Raw genomic sequence first — 22,867 nt, forward strand, 5'->3', positions numbered from 1 at the left:
TGGCCCCTTTTTGAATCATCCAGTGGCCCCTTTTTCAGTTGCGTTTAACAGTAGTGCAGCTTTCAGAAAGTCACTACTGAAGGATTCACTTAAGACTCTGCCTTGGTAATTCATTGAGTAAATTGGTTGTGACTTATACCAAACAGCTTCTTCCCCCGAAAATGCTGAATTTCCCAAGTAAGTATCAATGTATAAATAGTCGTCGGAATCATAGAGATAGTCTTGAGACATAGGGCGAGAAGAAGCCACTTTCCCTTTTTTCGCTGCATAGGTTTGCTTTTTAGCTTGAACCAAGAAGTCAATTAACGCAGCTTCGGAGCCTTTATCCAATAACTTTAACTCCTTTTCACACTCATTGTCTTTTACAAGATAATCAACAGTTAATCCAAAGATCGTACTGACAGCGATTAAGTTATTGATGTCCGGATAGGTCTGGCCACTTTCCCATTTAGCTACGGCCTGTCTTGATACGTGTAGATTTTCTGCCAGTTCCTCTTGTGTTAGTCCTCTACTTTTTCTTATTAATTGAAGCTTTTCCGAAAAAATCATTAGTTATCACCTCTGGAATTAGTATAGCACCGCTCTCTCTGAAAAAATATGAACCTCTGGGTGCAATTTTGCTCCTTTTCATTGCCTAATCTGCTGAAGCTATCGATTATCCATGATACACTAGTACAAAAAGGAAGGGTGAGCATGCTGGATTATATTATTAGACCATTAAAAAAAGAAGAGGTCTATTTGCTGGAGACGTTTCTTTATGAAGCGATTTTCCAACGACCAGGAGTGGAAAAGCTGCCCGAATATGTGATTCATGAGCCTGAGATTTGGGTATATATTGATAGTTTTGGTAAAGATACAGATCATTGCTTAGTGGCCGAGTATCGCTCCGAAATCGTAGGCGCAGTATGGACCAGAATTTTGGGTGGGGCTGTTTCCGGGTTTGGACATCTTGATAATCAAACGCCCGAATTTGCACTCTCAGTTTTGGAAGACTTCCGCGGACAAGGAATAGGAAAAAGCTTGATGGAACGAATGGTGAAGGACCTGAAAGAATTAGGCTTCTCACAAGCCTCATTAGCTGTTCAAAAGGATAATTATGCTGTACGACTGTACCAGCAGGTTGGTTTTCAAATCATTGATGAGAATGAAGAGGAGTTTATCATGCTATGCAAGCTGTAAAAGCATTCATAAGGGGAAAAGGCGTTGCTATCGATTATTTCATGGATAGCAACGCCTCTTCCTATTGAAATCAATGTGAACTAACGGTATAGTAAATGTACTTATAGTTCAGAAAGGTAAGAAATAATGAATAAAAAAGAAATGCTTGCTCAACTTCATAAAAAACGAATCATTGAAGTAGCTGAGGCTCTTTTCTTACAATATGGGGTAGAAGCGACAACAATGGACAGGATTGCTAAAGAAGCAAACTACAGTAAAACGACAATTTATAAGTATTTTGAAAGTAAACAGGAGATTTATTATATAGTCACGTATCAGAGTTTTGTGATGCAAAAGAAAATACTTGAAGAAGCCATTGAGAAAGAACAGAATTTTTTTGATCAATATTTTTGTTTGTGTGAGGAGATGGTCGTTTTTCAGAAAAAGTATCCTCTCTATTTTGATACATTGATGGAAACCATAGATATTAATTCTGAAACGCCTATTTTGAATGAGATTTACGATATTGGTGAAGAGATCAACAGTATCCTTCAACGACTTTTAGAGAAAGGAATCAAAGATGGGATGATTTCCAGCAATATAAAGTTTCCCGAGGTCATTTACATCATGTGGTCTTCTATTTCAGGAATCATCACAATGGCTAGCAAAAAAGAGCAATATTTTACCCAGACTTCAGATATGTCGATAACTGCTTTTAGAAATTATGGATTTAAAATTTTACTTCAAGGGTTGATGTAAGGAGGAGATGCACATGAAACATAAAAAGAAGATGATTTATTGGATAGTTGGTCTTGTAGTCGTAGCTAGTCTTATCTTTGGAGGAAATTATCTATACAGAATGCAAAAGTACAAGACAATAGTTGCAGCTATTGAAATCGCACCTGTTGATTTGACTCAAATATCGGATGGAGTATATACAGGTCAATTTGATGCCGTGCTTGTTGGAGCAAAGACGAAGGTGACTGTAAAAAGCAATCAGATTACCGCAGTTGAACTGATGGAGCACAAAACAGAGCTTGGAGCAAAGGCGGAGAAGATTGTCGATAGTGTTGTCAGTCAACAGTCTGTGCAGGTCGATGCTGTTAGTGGTGCCACTAATAGTAGTAAAGTTATCTTGAAATCAATTGAAAAAGCATTGCATTCCAAAGTGAGTGAGTAGTTTTTTTGAATGTTTGCAACAGAGTAATTATAGATAAAGCAGCTTATTTTTAATGGATTAGCACACTTTTATTTCATTTATGGTAAAAAACAAGTGCTTTTTATCAAAAAAAGGGTGAAAAACTCAAAAAACTATGAAAACATCAGTTATTTTGACTGATGTTTTTGCTATACTTAGAGAGGTGGAACTGTTCATAGGAAAAAAGGGGCGTTTTTAAAAATGGTTTAAAGCCATTTAGAATAAGTAGTAAGTGTCAAATGAAAAATGTTTACAACTTTTCGTTTGTAGACCAAAAGAGCGTTAGGGGAAGATGTGTGTGAGTTTTTATATGGATGTCCAATTTGTGGATGAGAAAAAGGGAAATATCAGTGTTTTTGAAGTGGTCTTTTCTAATCACTCAGATGACAAAATGATTGAAGGAATCATCTCTGGTGGACTAAACGCGTTTCAAAAGAGAAATCCGTATATCCAAGTAGAAGATGGTTTTATTGAGTTTTTTGATGATAACTCGATCAAATTACGAATTGAAAGTATTTGTAAGTATCCTTTATCCAAAAGAAGAATCGAAGATCTGAAACAAGAATTGATTGTTGCTTTTAAAATGACCAGTGAGGAAAGAGCACTTTTACAGAGTAAGCGTCAAGTCGAAAATAAAGACAAACAAGTATTGACTGCTATTCAAGAAATGAGAGAAGAGTGGGATACTCGTCTAGTTAATGAAATCGCAGAGCTGAGAAAATCTTTCACTGATCAACTTTCAGCCCTTCAGCCTGGGGTGGATCAAGGAATTGGTTTACAGCTGCAAGCAAAAGAAGCACAACAACTCCTTCAGTATCAGGAGCTTCAAGAAGCGATCATGCTGGGAAATGAATACATGACGGAGCATGTGCAGGAAATCATTCAAAAAGAGAAGAGCAGTTCCGCTCAACTAAAGAAGAGAATTGCTGCGCTAGACTCATCGATAGGCAAAAGAAATGAAGAGTTGAGTAGCTCATTGACAGAGATCTATAAGGAAATAACTGCGGGTAATTTCGAAAAAGTTGATTTTCTAAAAGAAAAGCTTTCCAGCGAAATTGATGAAAATAATTTTGAACTAAAAGAAGAAATCAGAAACCTGAATACAGTTTTGAGCAAGAAAATTGAGGAGGATGTGCAGCAATCCGTTAGCAAAATCCAACAGTTGGCTGAACAGCTTGTTTCCGGTAATAAGAAAGCAACTGAAAGTGAGAAACAGCTCAATCAACGTCTCAATAATCTTATTGCAACTTTTGAACAGGTTGATAAAAGAGTAGCGCCACTGAGTACTCTCTTAGATGAAAAGCTTGGAGAAAAAATAACTGCTATTGAGCAGTCAATCAATGCACTTTCTGAAAAAGTGATTAAATTACCTTCTGTGCAGGTAGAGGATCATAGTGATATTCTTTTATCCAAAATCTCCGAAGTCAAAAATGAACTGGATAAGAAGATGGATAGTCAAACGCAGACAATCACAGAAGCAGTCCAATTGACGCAGGAAAAATCTACTGTGGAAACAAATGGACATGCGGCTGTCGATCTTGAAGCGCAGTTGAACAAGATGAAACAGTTGATCAGTGCAAATGTGCACCAAATCACACCGATGTTTTCTACCTTGCAAAAAGAGAATATTTTACTTTCTCGCAAAATCGATAGCCTTGAATCAATGATTACTGAATTAAAAGAGGCCAATGAAGAAAGACAAGTTTCTACTACGAGCGAAGCGGTAATAAAGGAACCTGTTGTAAGCTTACCTGAGAAAGAGGTGGTGATTGCAGAAAAAATTGTTCCGAAAGCTGCAGAACCGAAACCAGAAGCGAGTGCTGCTACTCCTGTTTTAAATAAGGAGCAGGTAAAGCCTAAAGAACCGTCGAAACTTTCTGAGCCAGAACGAACAATCAAAAAAATTACTGCGAAGGATTCTAAACCGGTAGAAGGGGAGAACTCCAATCCAGTAAAAGAAGAAAAAACAGATGTTTTGAAGACGAAACGACCAGCACCACAGCGTCTTCTTCCTAAAGCAGAAGAGGTAGGAACTACGCGGAAAGAACCGAGGAAGCGGCCAGTTGTCAATCCATTTCGTTCGGATTTTCTGACATTAAAAGAATGTTTTTTAGAATTGGAAAACGCACCGCGTTTTGACAAGCAGGTTCGATTGAGTAAATTTGATTATCGAAAATCTGTTACTCATGTTCATTATATCGAGTACCGTTGGGAGAATGCAGTTCTTGATAAGGATGATTATCAGTTTTTCGGATTAGAGAACTTTGAGAAGCAGGTCAAAGAGTTACCAGAATTTCTTGCGGTCTTGAAATCTGATAGCAAAAAGGAATCGCTCTTTAATCAGAATAGCTTCAAAATGAAAAAGACTGTTTGGGAAAGAATAAAGGCCTACCATTTATTAAGTATTTATTTGGACCAGATTCTTGAATGGCGTCAAGGATAATCCCAATTTTTCATAGTGACGGGGCAAGGTGGCTAGGACTCTATGAGTGTCCTAACTACTTTGCCCTATTGAGATTATAGGAACAAGGAGAAAGATGAGACAATGAAGCTTATTTCCGTAAAAGAACAGCCTGAGTATCAAGAAGCTGCTATACAGTATTTCCAAAAACGTTGGGGAAGTGAAGAAACAAATGCGCTTTATGCAGATGCTATCTCGCATGCTGTTACATCCGATTCACCTCTTCCTCAGTGGTATTTGTTGTACAAAAATCAGCAGATTGTCGGCTGTGCCGGTTTGATCACGAATGATTTTATCAGCAGAATGGATCTATACCCATGGCTTTGTGCGTTGTATGTGGAGAAAGCAGCTCGGGGCCACAATTTGAGTCGTCTATTAGTAGAGCAGGCAAAAATAGATGCGGAAGAATCGGGTTTCAAACAACTGTATTTATGTACAGATCATGTTGGATTTTATGAAAAAATGGGTTTCTCCTATATCGGGGATGGCTATCATCCGTGGGGAGAAAAGAGCCGAATTTATTCTGTTTCACTCAATGAACAAAATGAAGAATTAAACATTATTTATAAAGATTAAAGGAGGGAAAAGTATGAAATCAATAGTAGATTATGAAGTTGTTTTTTTAAAGAGAAAAGTGTTGATGGGGCTTTCTTCAGATGTACAAGAGGAAACGCCCGATATGGAGTTATGGGGAGCCTTCTATAAAAACTTTTATGAGAAGGTACCAAACAGGTTGAACGAAAAGGTTTATGAAGTATACTCTAGTATTGATTCACATCTGTTGACCTGCCAGGTTACTATCGGTTGTGAGGTCGCTAACTCAGAGAAGCCTCCGAAAAATGCTAGGGAAATAGTGATTCCAGCGGGGAACTTTGCTAAATTTACGCTTAGAGGAAATGTTTACGAGATAGTTCCAAATTTTTGGAAGCAATTGAAGCATGTGACTCTTCCGTTTGAACGCAGCTATAGCTATGATTTTGAAGAATACCCGACAAGTGAAACAGATGATGTAACTGTTTCTGTCTATTTAGGTATTCAATGAGGGCATAGTAATTTTTAGAAAAGGATAAGGAGGTACGTGTGAGCAATAAAGAACAGGAGCTATTTGAGCTTCATTATCGAGGGCAAGGATTTGTTATTATGAAAAGCAAATTATCCTATCAAATCAGGTGGTTAGTAGGTGCTTTTGGTAGAGAAGCAATTTATCCTATTTCTGAAGAACTCGTGCAGACAGCAATGCAATCAAACGCAGAGGCTTGTGCGGTAATGAATTATGTAGAGACAGGGAACTGGCCAACAAAACAAACAGAAGCTGAGAAGGAACAAGCAACGAAAGCCTTTTTAAGGAGACATCCGGAGCTGCTGATTAAGATACCGGATAATCAGAAAAAGTTTGATTCGAAGGAGTTGAAAGACCTATTGTCTCGTGGTAAGCGTATTTTAGAGAAATAGGGTGATCTGATTAAAAGGATACGGAAAAGGGCGTAGCTGATGATTATAGCAGAAGGATTTTTTCCTGAGAATATTACAGGGTTTGGGGTAGTTGAACGAGACAAGCACTGTGACGAGGTACTTCGGACACAAGTTTATCAAGCTGTAAGGATGTGCTAAAAAGAAGTAATCTCTTGGGTGCCTCCAACGTATCCTAAGAATTTTTATTAAGCCTTTTTGATTGGGAGAGGGCAATAGCTGAGTTGTTTGATACATGAGACATATAACCGCGTGAATTGAATGTAAGAGACGATATAGGAGATACAATGGATGAGCTGATTCCGTCATTAGAAATGGATACTTGAAGTGTTTGCTGAGGCGCTAAGGGCTATCAAGACCTGTCGGCAGCTCACTGTATAGTATATCCAATCACAATAATGTTTTAACCTCTGAGGTATTTGATCAAATTCTGACCATGATTTAAGAAGAAATGGAACAAATCAAACCACGTTTTTTGAGAACAGGCTGTTTTTCATTTTTTATTCTGTTATACTAAAAGAAAGAACAAACGTTCTTATTATTTATTGGCGAAGGAGAAGAGGCAATGAAGAATATTCAAGGAACCTGTTTGTGTGGGAAAAATCATTTGGTAATCAAAGAGTATGGGCATTTTGTCTACAGTTGTCACTGTGATATGTGCCGCAAAATGTCAGCGGGGCCTGTCATGGCAGTTGATCCTGAAACAAGTGATAATGTGGAATTACAACTGGATGATTCTTCAGTTACTTACTATCATTCAAGCCCGGAAGTAGAGCGGGCCTTCTGCTCGACATGCGGGACCTATTTGTTTTGGCATCATATCGAACGAGACCATTACTGTATGAATGCTGAGTTGTTCCCAGATATCATCAAAGGGGCTGAGTTTGGGTTGCAGGTGTTTTATGATAAAAAGCCGAACTACTATGATTTTTCAAATAAAACAAAGAAAATGAGCAGCAAGTGGGAAGAAATGTAAAAGAATAGTTAATAGAAAAGGCTGGGCTGATACATCGGTCTTTTCAGCTATCTTGAGGCCCTTATTAGTACAAATACAACGCAGCATAACCTAGTTGAACAACTTGTTTCGTTTGTCTTAGAAGAAAGTACAAAGGAGAAAGTGAGGGATTGTATGCTACGATATACCGAACGTCTAGTTTTACGTCCTTGGAAAGAAGAGGATGCCGAGTGTCTCTACGAACTCGCGAAAGACCCTAAGGTAGGACCCATGGCTGGTTGGCCACCACACATTAGCGTCGAGAATAGTAAAGAAATCATTCAGCAGGCCTTAATGGCTCCTCTTACTTTCGCATTAGCATTGAAGGATGAGCCACATAAAGTAATCGGAAGTATAGGTATTATGCTGAATTCGGAAGAAATCCGTTTCCCTTTTATGGATCAAAAGGATGCAGAAATCGGTTTTTGGTTAGGCGTTCCTTATTGGGGAAAGGGCTATGTACCGGAAGCAGTAAGAAATCTCTTAGCCTACTGCTTTGAAGAATTGCTTTTAGATAATATCTGGTGTGGGTATTATGAAGGAAATGACAAATCTAAAAGAGTTCAGGAGAAGCTTGGATTTGACTATGTCCGAACGGAAAAGCAGCTTTACGCTCCTTTGCTTGATGAATACCGCGATGAACATTTTACAAAATTGAGTAAGAAACAATGGCTCATTGTCAAATTGGACTGATGAGTAGAAATAAGGAGGTTGGTTATTGAAAGAGAAAATCTTTTGATAACCAACTTCTTTGTTATGTCATTTTTATCAGATCGTTCATAAGAAAAATTCGTGTTTTCATATTTTGAAAGGATTTAAACCCATAAGAGACACGCTTTAGTGCTTTTATATGAGTATTCATTGCTTCTATTTTTCCATTCGAATAAGGATAAATCATGGCATTTCGGATTCCTTCTTCATAGGTTAATAAGTTGGTGATTGATTGACGAAATACTTCATCTAATTCTTCTGGAAGGGTCCGTAGTTGTTCAAAGAATTGTTCATGATCTTTCCTTCGGAAAGCCTCGGTTAATTCATGAAATACTTGATACGTAAAATGCAGTGCCGGAGAAAACTCAAGGAGTCGATCAATCATCATGGCTTCTGTCAGATAAGGAAACTTAGGGGCTCTAAAGCTGCGCCAAGTTTTGTAGATCGAATGATTAATATGGGCTCGATTTTTCAATAAAAAGCGCCAATTACTTTTTAATTTATTCGCTAAAGGATGTTTATTTTCCTGTCTCAATCGCGCAACCTCTTTGATACGAAAGGCATTAAAGGCCCGATTAAGGTGTTGAACAACATGAAATCGGTCAACGACCAACTTTGCTTGAGGGAATACACGGGGAATCAATTGAAAATAAGCGGCATTCATATCTGTGACTAGAAATTGTACCTTCTCCGGATTTGAACATTTTTGAAAGTAATGAACCAAATGGTTCAATTTTCTAGAAGGAAGAATATCAACCAGTTCACCTGTTTCTCCATCAGCACAAATAAAACTCATCTTATCTTCAATAGACGTATGAGAACGGAATTCATCAACCATTAAAACAGAAGGCAGATAGGTTCGTTTTCGTGTAGGAAGATAGGCTTCTGTTGTCTTAAGTACACGAATGACTGTCGTAATAGAGACATGGCACAGAGAGGCAATCAGGCGAAGAGATATCTTCTCTTTTAGTAGTGCAAGAATTTTAACCTGTAACTGTTTGGCAATAAAGCAATGTGGTGCAACGAAATAAGACTGAGCCGTCCAGTGGCGAGAACAGGAACGACAAAAGTAGCGTTGTTTCGCTAATTTCATGACTAGGGGCAAGTATTGATAGGAATCAAAACGAATCATTGTCGCTTTTGTTCCATTTTTAACCACTGCTTGTTTCCCCGTGAGGGGAACTTTTGAAGAAGAGCAGTAGGGACAATGAGCCATACAGGGAGAAAGCTTGGCGTGAACGATAAGTGTCTGCGTTCCTTTGATTTTTTGTTCTGAGACTTCTGAAATAGTTAGGTTTTTGTCTATGATTCGTAGCATTTTTTTGATAGTATTAGTCATAGCATATCGTTCCTTCCGATTAGATTTGGTTGTGGTGACTTAATCCTATCAGAGAACGATATGTTTTTTTAGATAAAAATAAACATGGGACTGAAAAAAGTATTTCTACTTTCATCAGTCCCATTTATTATAGAGCCGAAACAATGGGGACTAAAGAAAGCATGTGAATAAAAAAATAAGCCTTTAAACCTTTTCATATGAGAAGGTTTAAAGGACGATGGTTCTTCTGGATTAGAAGAAGAAGCCAATGATAGTCATAGCTGCATCATATAAAAATTGTAAAGCACCAAAAATGAATGACATTTAAGTAACCTCTTTATTTCTTAATGTAATAATAAAATAACATATATCTACGCTGAACACAATACTTTTTTTGAAAGAAATTATTTACATTAGAAAAAGATGTGAGACCTCTACCAAAAAAGCTTTAGAACGAATGATTTAGTCGGAATAAAGATAATCTATTAATTTCTACTAGGGTGGTTTACATTTGATTCTTTTTTTTATATACTTAGTTAAGCAACTTAATTAAGTTCGTTAATTAATTAATTGGTTGGTGAGGAAAGGAATGGATTCTGTGACTATCAATAAAAAGCATTTGATAAAGGAAGAAAACTTAAAGAATATGAAGATGTTCCTTTATCAGAAGGAGATGGCAACAAAAGCGGAGTTGGCTGAGGCGGCAAATGTCAGTGTGGTAACCTCCAACGCTTTAGTAAAAGAACTTGTTGAAGCGTCCATTTTTCTTGAGGGTGCACAAATCCAGCGAGAAATGGGGCGTCCGGCAACGAACTATTATTTCAATTATAACTATCAGCACTACTTATTACTTTCCATTCAAGAAAAAGATCGTGTGTTAAAAATTATGGCAAGAGTTATTAATTCTAAAGGGATGTCTTGCTTAGATCAAGAAGTTGATTTTAGCTCCGTTGATTTAGATGAATTGGCAGTATTGAGTAAAAAGCTTTGTGAAACTTTCCCCACAATTGTTGCTATTGGTATTTCATTTCCGGGGAAAACCGCGGGTGATATCGTGACATCTAGTTGGTATGACAAGATGAATGGGTGGAATTTCAAAGCAAAAATCAGCGAGGTTCTCTCTCTTCCCGTATATGTTCAAAACGATGCTAACTTAGCAACCATTGGGTATTGTCTTACACATGGAATATCACCCTCTCGTTTAGTCACTGGCATTTATTATCCAGAAAAGAGCATGCCGGGGATATCTGTATTTGTGAATAATCATTTGCTTCTCGGGAATAATGGCTTAGCAGGAGAAGCGAAATACTTGCCGCTTTTTATTGATCAGGAAGATACGCAGCAGCTTGATTTTGAACAGTATTATAAGAACTTGATTGAGCTTATTATTCTTTATAATGGCTTTATTGCCCCACATACCATAGTTGTTTTCAACTATGGTAATGATCTATTAGCAGAGCAGATAGAGCAGAGCTTAGCGAAAACAAAAGCATTTACTCGTCAACCGAATCGACCAAAAATCAGTGTCACAGATTCATTTGATACGAGTGTATTTAAAGGAATTCAATGGCTGGCGATGAAAGAATCGATCTATTTTGATGCGCTGAGCTAGAATATAAATAGTAGGAGGAAGATACAGATGATCAAATTAATTTTATCGGATATGGATGGTACGTTCCTTAATCGACAAGGCGATTTTAATCGAGAGCTGTTTCAGGAAATGCAGCAGCTGCTGAAAGAGACAGGAGTTATTTTTGCGCCATGTACCGGGAAACAATGTGAACGCATCGAGGAGCTTTTTGGCTCAGAGACAGCAAAGGATTTCTGGATCCTGGGAGATAGTGCAACACGGATCAAACATGAGCAGGCATATGTCTATCAGTCACTATTACCGAATGAACTAGGACTGCAAATGATTCAAAAATTGGAAGATATCAGTAAAGAATATACTATTATTGCGTGCACACCAACTGCAGCTTTTGTAAAGAAGACGATCTCTTCAGAGGAATTGAAAATCGTTATGGGGTCTTATGCAAAGGTAATTCAATTGGATGCATTTGAGGAAATAGAAGAAGATTTCGTTAAAATCACGATCCATGACAAAAAGCTTCAATGCTTTAAAACAAGAGAAAAACTATCTGATTTCTTTGACAAGGCGTATATCGTCGCTTCTGAAGCAGCTTGGATCGATATTTCTAACTTAAATGTCCATAAAGGGACAACGGTTGAAAAGCTTCAAGAGATGCTAGGGATCGATTATGAGGAAACGATGGTTTTTGGTGATGGCTTGAACGATGTCGAGCTGATGGAGAGAGGGGCTTTCAGCTTTGCGATGAGAGATGGCTTCGAGGAAACGAAGGAAGCTGCGAACTACATTATTCGGACAAATGAAGAGGATAGCGTGATGAAAACGATCATGCAAATTGTCTCTTTGCAGAAAAAGTAATTTTACTACTAAACTATTTTACAAACAGCTGGGACTATTTTCAATGTCCCAGTTGTTTTTTTGAGAGTAGAACACCATGTTTAGTCGGTTATCTCGACCAATGGACAAGGATACTTTGCTGTATTTTCTAGTGAAAAAAGAAAAAGGAGAGCACGTTTATCTGTGGGGAAATGATATACTAAAGGAAAAAGTGGAGTGATGATAGGATGAGGAATCAAGAGTTTTACAGCGAGTTTGTTAAGCAGTTTGCTAAGGCCGGTCGGAAAAGGAGCGATATGAAAGCTGCCTATATTATTGGCTCTCAAGCTAGAAAGAAGCATCCTGCGGATCAATGGTCAGATTTAGATATTTTGATCTATACAGCTGATCCCGCGTATTATTTGGAGACTTCTGATTTTTTACAACAGTTTGGTGAAATATGGAGTTCCTTTGCGACGAAAACATTGGGTGGCGATAAAGAGCGGCTGACACTTTTTGCAGGTGGATTTCAGGTGGATCTTGTTGTGAAAACCGCGCAGGAATACGACCAGCAAGTTGCTTCTAGACAAGCTCCCTGGTTGTTTAAGCGAGGAGTTCAGCTAATTATCGATAATACTGGTCATGCAGAAGAGTTATTACCAAAAGAAGACATCTTACCGGAAAAATTGCCGTTAAATGAAGCGACACTCAATGAGATGAATCAGATGTTCTGGTTTGTGACGATGTATATCAGCAAACAGCTGTTACGAGAAGATAATTGGGCAGCGAAAGCCAGAGATATGGACTATAAAAATATTTTACTTCAACTCATTGAATGGTATGAGCAAAGCCTACATGGATCAGCTTATGATACATGGCATGGTGGAAGATTTATGAAAGTATGGGTTGAATCGGACATTTATAATGAGCTTTTTGGCATTTTTGGTCATTTTGATTTGGCAGATAGTTGGTCAGCCTTGGAGCAATCAATTAGATTGTTCATAAAATTGAATGATGGCATTCAAGCATCAACAGGTATCTTTATTGAAAAACACCTCCAAGCGAATGTAACCAATTGGATAAAAAGTAAAAAAGCGGATTTTGCAATAGACTAAATAAGTGATTCGATCCTCGTTGAGCGAGAGGATTGGCTCAGATAGCGGATAAGAAAAACGAGCACTCTTACCAGCTCAATGTCTGGGAGAGGTGCTCGTTCATTTTATGCTCTTTTTTGTACTCTTGCAGCAACTCTATATACAATAAAGCTCATTAGCAAGGATAGCAGTAGGAACCATAGATTATCATAAATGTCTAACGGGAGAATTTTTCCACCAAAGTAGAAGAGTGCAAATGTTGCTAAAGCAAAAACCAAAGCAGTTATTTTTTTACGGACATTTCGTTTCGAATAGTTTGACGTTATAGAGTCATCAGAGGGAACATAGGCAGAAAGATTAGGATCACGGCTCAGCATTTTGTTGTCCCGGTCGATATCATTTTTTCCAACAGACCAGCGCTTATCACCCATACTCATTGTGTTCATCTCCTATCTGAATCATATATAGTAAGTATAACATATATCGAACAATACCGTATCAGAGCTGTTTAGCAACTTGGACATGAGAGACAAAGAAATACGTGAAAAAAATGCTTAACTACGCCATTATCTTTGGTATAATTTCTTTAAAGAGGTGAGAAAAATGAAAAAATTTGAAACAAGAGGTTACGTTGTGAGAGAGACAGGGCCCGTTTATTATACAAAAGATATGGATCGAACCATCCAGTGGTTTGAATCAGTTCTTGGTTGGTATAGTGAAGTGGATGAAAGAAATGCCTCTGGATTTGGCTTGTACGGTTGTGTGTATGATACACCACCGGTATTTGAAAATTTACATTTAGCTCCGTTTACAGGAATCCATCTGTTTTATGGTGAGCCAAAGCAGGGGATGGTCGCCTTTTTAAAAGTGTCTGGTATAGAAAAGCTTCATGAGTATGTAAAGCTGACTGGTTGGAAAGAAATGACGGAAATCAAACTGGAGCCTTGGGGCGGAAAAACCTGTTCAATAGAGACTGTTGATGGCTGTGAATTACGGTTCTTTGAATAGTAGCGAAGAAAGGTTAGGGGAAAATGGTAAATGAAAAGTTGAGGGTAGCATATTCCTTGTCTGTAGAGGACAATTTGATTTATCTGAAAAAGATTTTTTTTAGTAAAAAGAATCCCAGTATTGTGGAGGGCATCCAACGTTGGATAAGAAAAGCTTTTTTGTTGCTTGTTGTATTGTATCCATTATTGATATTTGTCCTGACAAACTCAGTTAGGTCTGCCATAATCACAGGTCTAATTGGTTTACTGCTGATGGGTGTATTATGGTTAAATGCAACGAAGATTTATTGGGCAAGGTATTGTTCAAAAGCGAAAAAGGATTTAATCAGGTTTCATTTTGACAATGATCCAGAGGGAAGAGTTCCAATTGAAGCTGTATTTACCGAAGAAGAAGTAACGATTATTTCAGAAGCCAGAACGAAGACTCTTCGAAGTTCAGACATTTGTTTGACAGAAGTCACAGAGGATTACATTATTTTCTACACAATCAAATACGATGGTTCATTCATTCCTTTAAATGGTCTTATAAACAAGCAAGAAGTCATTGCATGGTTCAGCTAACCAGATAAACACTGTTTTGGGAAATGCAGGGAGAATAGCTAGAGCAAAAGAATTAAAAAATGAGGTTTTTCGGGAGGAATTTTTACGATGTTAACAATCAGAACTGCAACAGAAAAGGACAGTAAAGCATTACTTGCTATTTATGCCCCCTATGTTTTGGAAACACCGATTACATTTGAGTACACTGTTCCATCATTGGAGGAATTTACCCAAAGAATAGTAAATACTTTGTCGAGCTATCCGTATCTGGTGGCAGTGGATGAAAAACATACTATTGTGGGCTACGCCTATGCCCATAGCTATAAAGCTAGAACTGCTTACGATTGGTCAGTAGAGGTGACAGTTTATATAGCAGAACGTGCACATGGACTTGGGGCAGGAAAGCTGCTCTACCGCGCGCTTGAAAAAGAACTTGCGGCACAGAATGTGGTAAATTTGACTGCCTGTATCACGGGACAAAATGATGGCAGCATTCGCTTCCATGAAAAGATGGGCTACAAGTATGTGGGGGCGTTTGAAAAAATCGGCTATAAATTTGATCGATGGTATGATGTCATCTGGATGCAGAAGCGCTTGGAGAATAACTCAGAGCAGGCTGCGTTCATCCCTTATTCTGATTTAGGAAGATAAGCAACTAAGAGTTTGTGACTAGACAGAAAAATGTCTGGTCCTTTTTTTTTATTGAATGTAAAAAATAGGCATACTTAGATTACCATAATTATATTATGTAAACCGGCCAATGTAACTCCAGTTTTTTGTTGCATTTACTACAAAAAAGTTGTAGGATAACAATAAGAAAAAGAAGGGGAGGAAGAAAAGGATGGTGGATATTCTCAGGGATATAGGGGTGATCCATCGAGCCTTGGATTCGATTGCTAACATAGAGTTCAAGGATTTCGCGCTTACCAGGGGACAATATCTCTACTTGGTGAGGATAGTTGAAAATCCTGGTATCATTCCAGATAAATTAGCGGAAATGATCAAGGTCGACCGGACAACAACGGCCAGAGCTGTAAAAAAGCTGGAAGATACTGGCTTTATCGAAAAAAAGCCAGATGAACAGAATAAAAAAATTAAACGACTATTCCCAACAAGTAGAGGAGAGGAAGTAGCAGCATATATTATTAAAGAGACTATCTACTCGAACAGTCGGGCATTAACAGGATTTAGTGAAGAAGAGGCAGAGGAACTTTCACTGTTGCTTCAAAGGGTTAGAGCCAATATCGAAGATGATTGGGATTATGTAAAAAAAGGGAATCATCGAACATATTAGGAAAGGGAGCTAAGACAATGACAACGAAAATTACCCCATGTACTAAGAATGACTTAGAAACACTGCAAAAAATCAGTATTGAAACTTATTCAGATACCTTTGGTGCACAAAACACCGAAGAAAATCTTAAAACCTATTTGGAGCAAGCGTTTAATTTGAAGAAGCTACAGGATGAGCTATCAAATCCCACAAGTAAATTTTTCTTTATTTACTATGAGGACCAATTGGCTGGGTATCTTAAGGTAAATTATGATGGTGCACAGACGGAAGACATTGCAGAAAATGCCTTGGAGGTTGAACGTATCTACATTCGAGTAGCGTTCAAGCGAAACGGATTGGGGCAATTGTTGATCAATAAGGCGATTGACTGCGCAGAGGAGCTGCAAAAGAAGCACATTTGGCTAGGCGTTTGGGAAGAAAATGATGCTGCGTTAAAATTTTATCAAAAAATGGGCTTTGTGCAATCAGGGCAACATTCCTTTTTCATGGGCGACGATGAACAGACGGATTTAATCATGGTCAAGGCTCTGACAGAATAATCCAAAGTCTGATATTTTTAGGAGGAGAAGATGGAATTTATAAATTTTCGTAGTGACGAGGCTATTTATCAGGAGTCATTAGTCCTACGTAATCGGATCTTACGCTTGCCACTGGGAAGAGATGTTTATGCGGAAGACCTTCTGATCGAAAAAGAGAATGATTTCTATGGTATTCTGATAGATGAAAAGCTCATTGCAACGATGAGTGTGTATAGAGAAGCGCCGTTTATTGCTCATTTAACAGCTTTTGCTGTTGACAGCTCTTATCAAAGAAAAGGATATGGTCGTGAGCTGCTTGAATTCGTTCTAGCCGACTTAAAAAAGAAAGGCTATAAAAGAATCAATGTCGATGCACGTGCGGAGGCCAAAGTATTTTATGAAAAATGTGGTTTTGGAATTATCGGAAAGACTGTTCAAAACAAATTACTAGGTATTGATGAGTACAAAATGAGCTACGTATTTTAAAAGCAGTGGGTGTAACAACAATGACAAAGAATACGTAGCCGACTTGTCGGAAGAGCGGAGGGAACCAGTATGCAAGAACCTGTGATGACACAATTAATGGATTTTTTCGAAAGCAATGATGATTTAAAAATTTTCAGTATGAACGGCTCAAAAACAAACACGAATATTCCTGATGATATTTTTAAGGATTACGATGTGGTCTTTTTTACAGACAATGTTTCTAAGTATAAAATAGATTCGAGCTTTTTAGAGCAGTTTGGCGAGATCCTTTTATTCACTGAGCCGGAAATTGAAGCTGTCGATCCACTGTTCCCACAAGGCAATGGCTATATTTATCTTGTACAGTATACGAATGGCGTTCGGATCGATGTTCAATTTCGTTCGCTGGATCAGCTAGAGACTTATCTAAAAGAAGATAGTTTAACACAACTTATCGCTGATAAGGAAGGCTTGGTAACAAAAGCACCGCTACCTAATGACTCTGATTATTGGCTGAAGCCGCCAACGAAAACAACCTTCGAAGCATCGGTCAAAGAGTTTTGGTGGGAAATGAATAATACGTTGAAGGCTACACTTAGGGGCGAGCTTTTATTGGCACAATTCTACTTAGCGTTGACAAGAGAAGAGCTGATCCTTTTGATGACTTGGACGCTTGCGCATGAGCATGGTTACGAAAGAAATTACGGGAAAAAGTATACTGGTATACTCAAGTATCTATCTGACGAAGAAAGACAGCTGTTGATGGGAACCTTTGACACAGGTTCAACAGAAAAAATATATCATTCATTGAAGCAGATGAAAAAACTGGAAGAAGATTATCTGCCGGTCCTTGGAGAGGCGTGTGGCTTTGATTACCAAGACCTAATTAGCCTGAACGAGGTACCAGCAAAGTACCTAAATAGTAAAAATCAGCAAGAATTAGCTGCATATTTTGAAAGCTAGGAACAAAAAAATAGGACAAGCAGCAAAAAGGAAATGGGAAGGAGGAGATCGAATGATTGAAACCAATAGACTGATAATAAGAGAAATGGATTCCTCTGACCGAGATATCGAAGCACTTTATGCTATTTTATCCGATGTGGAAGTGAATGCTTACCTTCCTTGGTATCCACTTAAAAGCGTGGACGAAGCAAAAACGTACTTCCAACAAAGAATCCAACCTAAGTACGATGCAGTGGATGAAGGGTATTACTTTGCTGTTTGTAAAAAAGCGGACAACAAACCAATCGGGTATATTGCAGTAAGCGGGGATGAGAGTCACGATTTTGGCTATGGGCTGAGAAAGGATTTTTGGAATCAAGGGATCATTACTGAGGCAGCAGCTGCTGTGATCGATTTTTTGAAGACCAAGAAATGGTCCTATATTACTGCAACACATGATCGCAAAAATCCTGCAAGCGGAGCGGTCATGAAAAAACTAGGCATGGACTATAAATATTCCTATAACGAGCAATGGCAACCCAAAGATATATTGGTCACTTTTAGGATGTACCAGATGAATTTTGATGGAAAAGAGCGTACCTATCAACAATATTGGGAGAAATATTCGGAGCATTTTATTGAGGACGAAGTACAATAGTTCAGAATAGATGGAAGCCTCTCCGGACATCCAAGAGATTGATTTGTCCGGAGAGGCTTTTTTGTTGGGCTATACGTTCATTTTTCGTTCTGCCATCCAACGAATCATAGCGGGATCAGCATGAGAGAAAAATTGACTTTCACCTTGATTTAGCGCAGTGATCGCCAGTTTATCTTCGTCTGTAAGAGAAAAGTCAAAAATGTCTAAATTTTCGGCCATTCGTTCAAGCTTGACAGATTTTGCTAAAACGACGAGTTCCTGTTCGACTAACCAGCGCAGAATAACTTGCGCAACTGTTTTATTGTATTTTGCTCCAATCTTCATCAAGGTATCATTCGTGAATATATGGTTCTTTCCTTCGGCAAAGGGAGCCCAAGCTTCTGGAATGATTTTCTCTTCTTTCAATGCTTGAATCACTTGTGTTTGCTGGTTGAACGGATTGATTTCTATTTGATTTATCTGAGGTGTTACTTTATTGAATTCAGCGAGATCGACTGCTCGATCAACCGCAAAGTTCGAAATACCGATCGAGCGAACGAGCTTTTCCTCCAACAGTTCTTCCATAGCACGCCAAGCACCATAGACATCGTTGTAAGGTTGATGAATCAGCAAAAGATCAATATATTCAAGCCCAAGACGTTCAAGAGAGCGTTGAAAGGATTCCTTTACCCCATGATAGGAAACATTCTCTACCCATATTTTAGTAGTAATAAAGAGTTCGTCTCTAGCGATCCCAGAGGCGGCAATTCCTTGACCGACTGCGGCTTCGTTTTGATAGGATTGGGCGGTATCGATATGACGATATCCTGCCTGCAATGCATCAATCACAGCTTGACGTGCCTCGTTTGGATCAGTGATTTGGTAGGTGCCAAAGCCAAGTACAGGGATTTCTACACCATTATTCATTGTGATTGTTTTCATTCTGATTTTCCTCCGCTTCTTCTTTAAAATGGGGCATTTTCCACAATTCTTCGATATCATCGTCTGACGTCTCTCCACTTTTAAACTTCGCTAGATGCTCATCATAGGTATCGATCTTGTATTCAAGAAGATTACGCACACGCATCATCTCTTCAAGCTTGTCATTCAATTCGTTCAGTTGTTCGTTCAAAATATCTTTTTGCGCGAGTCGTTTGTCATCTTTAAGCTGGGAAAGCGCAGCAAATTCAATCAATGATTCAATGGAAAGACCAGCGTTGCGCAAACTTTTTGCTAGAAACACCCAGTTTAAATCACGTTTTTTAAATATACGGTAGCCATTTTTATCTCGTTCAACTGGCGGAATCACACCAACTCGTTCGTAATAACGAATGGTTTCGACAGTCAAGTCGAACATGTCTGCTACTTGTTTGATATTCAATGGTCTGTCCTCCTTTTATGAGTGATTATGGGATGAGCACTCAATCAAGAATAGAAAAATCATGATTGATAATTTCCAATAACTCAAAAGAATCATCAGCAAATGCAAATTTTAGAATGCAGCAATTGCCAATTCGTGCTTGTTGCTCGATCCCGCTTGTATGTTCCCAGTTTCTCATAAATTGGCGACAAGAGGCCCCATGAGAAACGACAAGAACGGTTTTACCCGCTGTTTCCTGCATCAGCTGCAGCATAGTATCAGACATTCGTTTCCTAAATGCCTGCTCCTCTTCGCCACCGTAAGCCACAAAGAAGTCGCGATAGGGGAGAGGTGGGTTCAAGTATTCATGCTCGGCTTCCATTGAACCAAAATTCCACTCCTTCAGACCTTTGAGCTGTTTGTAATCAAGGTCTGTGACCAGCTCTAATGTATCACAGGCTCGTTCAGAGGTTGACGAAAATGCTTGATCAAAATAAATACCTTTCGATAAAAAATACTCTCGGGCGATCATGGCCTGCTGTTTGCCTTTTTCCGTCAATGGAGAATCACACCAGCCTTGAATTTTTTTCTGTTGATTAAACAATGTTTCTCCATGGCGCATTAAATAAACTGTTTTCATTCCTGAACATCCTTTCCTTCACATTGTCTATCTATCATAAACCCTTAAGTGGACTTCAGGGCAAGAGATAAAGTGAATTTTTTTTAAAAAGGTATCGGTGCCACACATGAAAGCGCTGAGTAACCCATATACAAGCGAGGAGGGATGCGATAAACTGAGTGTGTGACAAACGAATGGATAAAGGAGTTGTAGGGATGTTTATTGAATATGGTGAATTAAGCACAATAATGTACGAGTTGACCAAGCCTGTCGGTTCTTCGATGAATGGCGATGTAGAATATTACTATGAACAACTAGTGGGTACAACTGGAAAAATTTTAGAAGCCGGTGTAGGCACAGGTAGAATGATGATTCCTCTTCTTCAGAAGGGGCTATCTATAGAAGGTGTTGATTTGTCTGAGCAAATGTTAGCACAATGCCGCAATAATCTGGAAGAAGCAGGACTTAGTGCCCCCCTGTATCAAGGGGATCTAACAGCGTTGCGGCTGGAAAATAAGTATGAGGCAATTATCATGCCAACAGGTAGTTTCTGCCTTCTTCCAAGAAGCTGTGTACAGGCAGTTTTGCAGTCATTTTTTACCCATTTAGAAGTTGGCGGCAGACTTATCATTGATTTGGAGCTACCATCATGGTTTGTGGCAAAGGAAGTCGAAACAAGTGAGTACCCAATGGATAAGGAATCTGGCATTCTTTTTACTTGTACAGCCCAAACGATGGATTGGCATGAGCAGAAAACCTCTTATATCCATCGTTATGAGTTGGTAAGAAACGGTTATGTTGAGAAAACAGAGCTATCAAATTTTGTTCTCTATTGGTATGGTATTGAGGAGTTCACGATGCTGTTGAAGGCAGCTGGTTTTTCTTCAATTTCTTATGAGGTAGGTTACGGGAAAGATCCTGCCGCTTCTCTCCTAACATTTTTTGCAGAGAAATAACGTGCGTCAAATCAGTTAGAAGGAATCGTTTTTACACAATACTGCAAATCAAGAAAAGACATAGGGGGTAACTATGAACAGACAAGCAATCATTTTTGATATGGATGGCGTTATCGTTGATACTGAATTTTTAGATTTTCAGATTCAAAAGGAGTTTATCAATAACCTCAATGGAACACAGGTGACGGATGAAACACTGGATTACAGTGTGCTAGTTGGCAGGTCGTATGATGATTTGTATCGAACCATGCAAACCTTCATCAAGCAACAATATTCCTTAGTTGAGTTAAAAGAACTGTTTCAACATTTTAATGCCAAAAGATACTGCCAATTGGACTATCCTTCCTTGTTTAGAAAGGATATCGTCAGCATTCTGCAAAAAGCCAAACAGCAGGAACGATTACTGGCTGTCGCATCTTCATCAGAGCATGCTCATATTCTCGAAGTGCTGGAGGCTTGCGGGATTGTGGACTATTTTGATGTCATTTATAGCGGGGAATTCGTAAAAGAAAGCAAACCACATCCGGAGATTTATCTAAATACGTTAACTAAACTAGGCGTTCTTCCTGAGCAGGCCATTGCCATTGAAGATTCTCCTCATGGGATAAGAGCGGCCAAAGGTGCTGGTATCCAGACGATTGCCTTTGAGGAAACGAGAATGAACATCGATCAATCGGAAGCGGATTATTTAGGTGGAAACATGATTGAAATTAGAGGAATCATTGATGAACACTTTGGGAATATGAATAACTAGAAGAGTGTGTTCGAGCGTAGATGACAAGCTCTCTTTTTGAATTTTGAAAGGTGGAGGTTTATATGTATGGACTATAGATATCAAAAGCTTGAAGGAGTAGATACTCCGTTGCTTTATCAGACTTTTTTAGCTGCTTTTTCAGATTATGCTGTTGATCTCACTCTTTCCTATGAAGACTATAAAAAAATGCTAGAAAGACGCGGACTAACGAAACACATTTCAATAGGTGCCTATCAGCAATCTGATTATTCACTAATCGGTATGATACTCAACGGCTTACGGGAATGGCAAGGAAAACGAACAGCCTATGATTTGATGACGGGCGTTGCCCCCGACCATAGAAAATTAGGGGTCACAAAGAAAATGTTTGCAGAAGTATTGACCGTTTTAAAAGAGGAGCAGGTCGAACAATACTTGCTTGAGGTTTTGCAGGAAAATCAGGCAGCAGTCTCTTTGTATAAAAATCAAGGATTTGAAATAACAAGAGCGTTCTCGGTTTTCAAAGGGAGTAAAGAAGAGCTCCTCAAACGATCGATTCCCGATACTAAAGATGTTTCTATCCTTGATGCAATCGAACGACTTGATTGGAAGCAGCTCAGCAATTTCTGGGATTTTCAGCCATCTTGGCAAAATTCTATTGCTTCTATCTGTGCGGTTGAAAAGGCTTTCTGTTGTGTAGCAGTATTCCACAGCGGACAAATCATAGGGTATGGTCTGATTGATAAAAAAACAGGGGATATCCCTCAACTCGCTGTTCATAGAAGCTATCGGAGGCAGGGGATTGGCAAGAGTCTGGTTGTAGCATTAGCGAATCAGGCAGAGGTGCAATCAGTTAGTATGATCAATGTTGATGACCAATGTGACGAAATGGTTCAATTCTTACGGCATTTGAATTTCACACTAACGACCAAGCAATATGAAATGATGTTGACTCTTAAGAATATGAAATAAGAAAAAAGGGCTAGGA

The 22,867-nt window shown here is 38.7% G+C and carries 29 protein-coding genes; 23 read left to right on the forward strand and 6 right to left on the reverse strand.

Annotation, left to right across the window (positions count from 1 at the left end; all coding sequences use genetic code 11):
- Window positions 1-15: 15 nt before the first annotated feature.
- Window positions 16-549 (reverse strand): helix-turn-helix domain-containing protein, encoded by a 534-nt coding sequence (locus tag A5888_RS01805; protein ID WP_086351178.1) that lies wholly within the window; start codon window positions 547-549, stop codon window positions 16-18.
- A gap of 144 nt (window positions 550-693) precedes the next feature.
- Here A5888_RS01805 and A5888_RS01810 point away from each other — a divergent pair, with 144 nt between their 5' ends.
- The 9 genes from A5888_RS01810 to A5888_RS01850 all read left to right on the forward strand — a co-directional run bounded on the left by A5888_RS01810 (window position 694) and on the right by A5888_RS01850 (window position 7,974).
- Complete coding sequence (locus tag A5888_RS01810) at window positions 694-1,179, forward strand: GNAT family N-acetyltransferase (RefSeq protein ID WP_170924919.1); 486 nt, start codon at window positions 694-696, stop codon at window positions 1,177-1,179.
- 126 nt (window positions 1,180-1,305) lie between these two features.
- The gene (locus tag A5888_RS01815; protein WP_339101872.1) at window positions 1,306-1,917 is read left to right on the forward strand and encodes a TetR/AcrR family transcriptional regulator; all 612 of its coding nucleotides are present in this window, start codon (window positions 1,306-1,308) and stop codon (window positions 1,915-1,917) included.
- Window positions 1,918-1,930: 13 nt separating this feature from the next.
- Window positions 1,931-2,338, forward strand: coding sequence for an FMN-binding protein (locus A5888_RS01820; RefSeq protein ID WP_086347557.1), 408 nt, complete (start codon window positions 1,931-1,933; stop codon window positions 2,336-2,338).
- A 316-nt stretch (window positions 2,339-2,654) separates the two neighbouring features.
- Window positions 2,655-4,799, forward strand: coding sequence for a hypothetical protein (locus tag A5888_RS01825; protein ID WP_086347559.1), 2,145 nt, complete (start codon window positions 2,655-2,657; stop codon window positions 4,797-4,799).
- A 102-nt stretch (window positions 4,800-4,901) separates the two neighbouring features.
- Entirely contained in the window at window positions 4,902-5,393 is a 492-nt protein-coding gene (locus tag A5888_RS01830) for a GNAT family N-acetyltransferase (protein ID WP_086347560.1), read from the forward strand.
- A 13-nt stretch (window positions 5,394-5,406) separates the two neighbouring features.
- Window positions 5,407-5,859 (forward strand): GyrI-like domain-containing protein, encoded by a 453-nt coding sequence (locus tag A5888_RS01835; RefSeq protein ID WP_086347561.1) that lies wholly within the window; start codon window positions 5,407-5,409, stop codon window positions 5,857-5,859.
- Between the two features lie 38 nt (window positions 5,860-5,897).
- A complete protein-coding gene (locus tag A5888_RS01840) occupies window positions 5,898-6,269 on the forward strand; it encodes a hypothetical protein (protein WP_086347562.1) in 372 nt (123 codons plus the stop codon).
- Between the two features lie 583 nt (window positions 6,270-6,852).
- A complete protein-coding gene (locus tag A5888_RS01845) occupies window positions 6,853-7,263 on the forward strand; it encodes a GFA family protein (protein WP_086347563.1) in 411 nt (136 codons plus the stop codon).
- Between the two features lie 153 nt (window positions 7,264-7,416).
- Window positions 7,417-7,974 (forward strand): GNAT family N-acetyltransferase, encoded by a 558-nt coding sequence (locus A5888_RS01850; protein WP_086347564.1) that lies wholly within the window; start codon window positions 7,417-7,419, stop codon window positions 7,972-7,974.
- Window positions 7,975-8,035: 61 nt separating this feature from the next.
- On the opposite strand, the gene A5888_RS01855 is transcribed toward A5888_RS01850, so the two are convergent.
- A complete protein-coding gene (locus tag A5888_RS01855; protein WP_339101873.1) occupies window positions 8,036-9,331 on the reverse strand; it encodes an ISL3 family transposase in 1,296 nt (431 codons plus the stop codon).
- A gap of 568 nt (window positions 9,332-9,899) precedes the next feature.
- On the opposite strand from A5888_RS01855, the gene A5888_RS01860 reads away from it, so the two are divergent.
- The 3 genes from A5888_RS01860 to A5888_RS01870 all read left to right on the forward strand — a co-directional run bounded on the left by A5888_RS01860 (window position 9,900) and on the right by A5888_RS01870 (window position 12,829).
- Window positions 9,900-10,922 (forward strand): ROK family protein, encoded by a 1,023-nt coding sequence (locus A5888_RS01860; protein WP_086347566.1) that lies wholly within the window; start codon window positions 9,900-9,902, stop codon window positions 10,920-10,922.
- A 27-nt stretch (window positions 10,923-10,949) separates the two neighbouring features.
- Window positions 10,950-11,756, forward strand: coding sequence for an HAD family hydrolase (locus A5888_RS01865; protein WP_086347567.1), 807 nt, complete (start codon window positions 10,950-10,952; stop codon window positions 11,754-11,756).
- 206 nt (window positions 11,757-11,962) lie between these two features.
- Window positions 11,963-12,829: an aminoglycoside 6-adenylyltransferase gene (locus A5888_RS01870; protein WP_086347568.1), complete on the forward strand. Its 867-nt coding sequence runs from the start codon at window positions 11,963-11,965 to the stop codon at window positions 12,827-12,829.
- 104 nt (window positions 12,830-12,933) lie between these two features.
- Here the strand turns inward: A5888_RS01870 and A5888_RS01875 are convergent, their stop codons facing one another.
- Window positions 12,934-13,245 carry a hypothetical protein gene (locus tag A5888_RS01875; RefSeq protein ID WP_086347569.1) on the reverse strand — a complete coding sequence of 104 codons (312 nt, stop codon included), beginning with the start codon at window positions 13,243-13,245 and terminating at the stop codon, window positions 12,934-12,936.
- 166 nt (window positions 13,246-13,411) lie between these two features.
- Between A5888_RS01875 and A5888_RS01880 the strand changes: the two genes are divergently transcribed.
- The 8 genes from A5888_RS01880 (at window position 13,412) to A5888_RS01915 (ending at window position 18,232) form a co-directional block, all read left to right on the forward strand.
- Window positions 13,412-13,816: a VOC family protein gene (locus A5888_RS01880; RefSeq protein ID WP_086347570.1), complete on the forward strand. Its 405-nt coding sequence runs from the start codon at window positions 13,412-13,414 to the stop codon at window positions 13,814-13,816.
- A gap of 23 nt (window positions 13,817-13,839) precedes the next feature.
- The gene (locus A5888_RS01885) at window positions 13,840-14,376 is read left to right on the forward strand and encodes a hypothetical protein (RefSeq protein ID WP_086347571.1); all 537 of its coding nucleotides are present in this window, start codon (window positions 13,840-13,842) and stop codon (window positions 14,374-14,376) included.
- 87 nt (window positions 14,377-14,463) lie between these two features.
- Complete coding sequence (locus tag A5888_RS01890; protein ID WP_086347572.1) at window positions 14,464-15,006, forward strand: GNAT family N-acetyltransferase; 543 nt, start codon at window positions 14,464-14,466, stop codon at window positions 15,004-15,006.
- Window positions 15,007-15,196: 190 nt separating this feature from the next.
- Entirely contained in the window at window positions 15,197-15,649 is a 453-nt protein-coding gene (locus tag A5888_RS01895; RefSeq protein WP_086347573.1) for a MarR family transcriptional regulator, read from the forward strand.
- 17 nt (window positions 15,650-15,666) lie between these two features.
- On the forward strand, window positions 15,667-16,188 hold the full coding sequence (locus A5888_RS01900; protein ID WP_086347574.1) for a GNAT family N-acetyltransferase: 522 nt from the start codon (window positions 15,667-15,669) through the stop codon (window positions 16,186-16,188).
- Between the two features lie 30 nt (window positions 16,189-16,218).
- Window positions 16,219-16,653 (forward strand): GNAT family N-acetyltransferase, encoded by a 435-nt coding sequence (locus tag A5888_RS01905; RefSeq protein WP_086347575.1) that lies wholly within the window; start codon window positions 16,219-16,221, stop codon window positions 16,651-16,653.
- Between the two features lie 69 nt (window positions 16,654-16,722).
- Window positions 16,723-17,595: an aminoglycoside 6-adenylyltransferase gene (locus tag A5888_RS01910; protein ID WP_086347576.1), complete on the forward strand. Its 873-nt coding sequence runs from the start codon at window positions 16,723-16,725 to the stop codon at window positions 17,593-17,595.
- Between the two features lie 52 nt (window positions 17,596-17,647).
- On the forward strand, window positions 17,648-18,232 hold the full coding sequence (locus A5888_RS01915; protein WP_086347577.1) for a GNAT family N-acetyltransferase: 585 nt from the start codon (window positions 17,648-17,650) through the stop codon (window positions 18,230-18,232).
- Window positions 18,233-18,301: 69 nt separating this feature from the next.
- Here the strand turns inward: A5888_RS01915 and A5888_RS01920 are convergent, their stop codons facing one another.
- Genes A5888_RS01920 through A5888_RS01930 form a run of 3 tightly spaced genes read right to left on the reverse strand, consistent with a single transcriptional unit; the run spans window position 18,302 to window position 20,211 of the window.
- Complete coding sequence (locus A5888_RS01920) at window positions 18,302-19,153, reverse strand: aldo/keto reductase (protein ID WP_086347578.1); 852 nt, start codon at window positions 19,151-19,153, stop codon at window positions 18,302-18,304.
- Window positions 19,131-19,592: a MerR family transcriptional regulator gene (locus A5888_RS01925; RefSeq protein ID WP_086347579.1), complete on the reverse strand. Its 462-nt coding sequence runs from the start codon at window positions 19,590-19,592 to the stop codon at window positions 19,131-19,133. The genes A5888_RS01920 and A5888_RS01925 overlap by 23 nt, the downstream gene beginning before the upstream one ends.
- Window positions 19,593-19,632: 40 nt before the next feature.
- A complete protein-coding gene (locus A5888_RS01930; protein WP_086347580.1) occupies window positions 19,633-20,211 on the reverse strand; it encodes a histidine phosphatase family protein in 579 nt (192 codons plus the stop codon).
- 194 nt (window positions 20,212-20,405) lie between these two features.
- Here A5888_RS01930 and A5888_RS01935 point away from each other — a divergent pair, with 194 nt between their 5' ends.
- From A5888_RS01935 to A5888_RS01945, 3 genes are all read left to right on the forward strand, one after another.
- Window positions 20,406-21,146 (forward strand): class I SAM-dependent DNA methyltransferase, encoded by a 741-nt coding sequence (locus A5888_RS01935; RefSeq protein WP_170924676.1) that lies wholly within the window; start codon window positions 20,406-20,408, stop codon window positions 21,144-21,146.
- Between the two features lie 73 nt (window positions 21,147-21,219).
- Window positions 21,220-21,900 carry an HAD family hydrolase gene (locus tag A5888_RS01940; RefSeq protein ID WP_086347582.1) on the forward strand — a complete coding sequence of 227 codons (681 nt, stop codon included), beginning with the start codon at window positions 21,220-21,222 and terminating at the stop codon, window positions 21,898-21,900.
- Between the two features lie 66 nt (window positions 21,901-21,966).
- Window positions 21,967-22,851, forward strand: a complete 885-nt coding sequence (locus A5888_RS01945; RefSeq protein WP_086347583.1) for a GNAT family N-acetyltransferase — start codon at window positions 21,967-21,969, stop codon at window positions 22,849-22,851.
- The last annotated feature ends 16 nt before the right edge of the window (window positions 22,852-22,867 follow it).

The sequence above is a fragment of the Enterococcus sp. 9E7_DIV0242 genome (genome assembly GCF_002140975.2).
GTDB lineage: Bacteria > Bacillota > Bacilli > Lactobacillales > Enterococcaceae > Enterococcus_L > Enterococcus_L clewellii.